At 71.4% G+C, this 1460-nt stretch carries 1 protein-coding gene and 1 pseudogene; both read left to right on the forward strand.

Features of this window, described 5'->3' with window-relative positions; translation table 11 throughout:
- A partial coding sequence (locus A612_RS01355; protein WP_019372820.1) for an FHIPEP family type III secretion protein occupies positions 1-1054 on the forward strand: 1054 nt, incomplete at its 5' end.
- Positions 1051-1460 (forward strand): annotated as a pseudogene (locus A612_RS01360) (flagellar biosynthesis protein FlhF); the annotation flags it as partial. The gene A612_RS01355 and the pseudogene A612_RS01360, both read left to right, overlap by 4 nt.

Consider the following 1460-nt stretch of genomic DNA (forward strand, 5'->3'; position numbering starts at 1 on the left):
CGCCGGCGACGGCGAGGCCAGCTGGGACGACCTGCAGCCGGTGGACCTGCTCGGCCTGGAGCTGGGCTACCGCCTGATCGCGCTGGTGGACAAGAGCCGCCAGGGCGACCTGCTCACGCGCATCAAGGGGGTGCGGCGCAAGTTCGCGCAGGAAGTGGGCTTCCTGCCGCCGGCGGTGCATGTGCGCGACAACCTGGAGCTCAAGCCCAGCAGCTACCGCATCCTGCTGCGCGGCGTGATCGTGGGCGAGGGCGAGGCGCACCCGGGCATGTTCCTGGCCATCAACCCGGGCGGCATCTCGACGCCGCTGATCGGCACCGCCACCACCGACCCGGCCTTCGGCCTGCCGGCCCACTGGATCGACGCCGGGCAGCGCGAAGCGGCGCAAATGGCGGGCTTTACCGTGGTTGATTCGGAAACCGTCATGGCGACCCATTTGTCACACTTGATGCAAGTCCAGGCCGCCAAGCTCCTGTCGCGCACCGAGACGCAACAGCTGGTCGAGCACGTGACGCGCCTGGCCCCCAAACTGATCGAGGAAGTCGTGCCCAAACTGGTCTCCATCACCACCTTTCAGAAGGTGTTGCAGCTCCTGCTGGAGGAGGCCGTGCACATCCGCGACATCCGCACCATCATCGAGACGCTGGCCGAACACGCCGGCAACACCCAGGACCCGGCCGAGCTGGCGCGCCGCGTGCGCATCGCCCTGGCGCCGGCCATCGTGCAGCAGATCTACGGACCGACGCGCGAGCTGGACGTGATCGCCATCGAGCCGGGGCTGGAGCGCCTGCTGGTGCAGGCGCTGGGCAACACCAGCGGTCCGGCGCTCGACCCGGGCGTGGCCGACCTGCTGACGCAAAAGGCCGCCGAGGTCGCCATGCGGCAGGAAGAGATGGGGCTGCCCGCCTGCCTGCTCGTGCCGGACGCGATCCGCAGCGCCATCGCACGCCTGGTGCGCCGCATGGCCCCGCGTCTGCAGGTGCTCGCGCACAGCGAGATCCCTGAAACCCACACCATCCGCATCGGCCCGATCCTGCAAGGGGCATCCGCATGAACATCCGACGCTTCACCGCTCCCACCGCCCGCGAGGCGCTGGCCAAGGCCCGCATGGCTTTTGGCGACGGCACGCTGATCCTGTCCAACCGCCCGGTCGCCGGCGGCGTGGAGGTGGTCGCCACCGCCGAGGAGGCGCTGTCCTCGCTGGATGCGGCGCAGCCACCAGCCGCCGCCCCCAGCCGCCTGCAGGAGCGCGCCGACGACCTGGCGGCCAGCCCCGTGCGGCGCCAGCCCTTGCCCGAGCGCGCGCGGTCCGCGCCGACCGGGGCGGCAGCCTCCGCGGTGGCGCAGGACACGGAGCAGCTCGCCATGAGCACGCTGTCCTTCCAGGACTACGTGCGCGAGCGCATGCTGCGCCGGCGCCATGAAGCGCTGCATGGCGGCACGCCGTCCGCCGCCCCGGC

The organism is Melaminivora alkalimesophila (assembly GCF_000282995.1).
Classification (GTDB): domain Bacteria; phylum Pseudomonadota; class Gammaproteobacteria; order Burkholderiales; family Burkholderiaceae_C; genus Melaminivora; species Melaminivora alkalimesophila.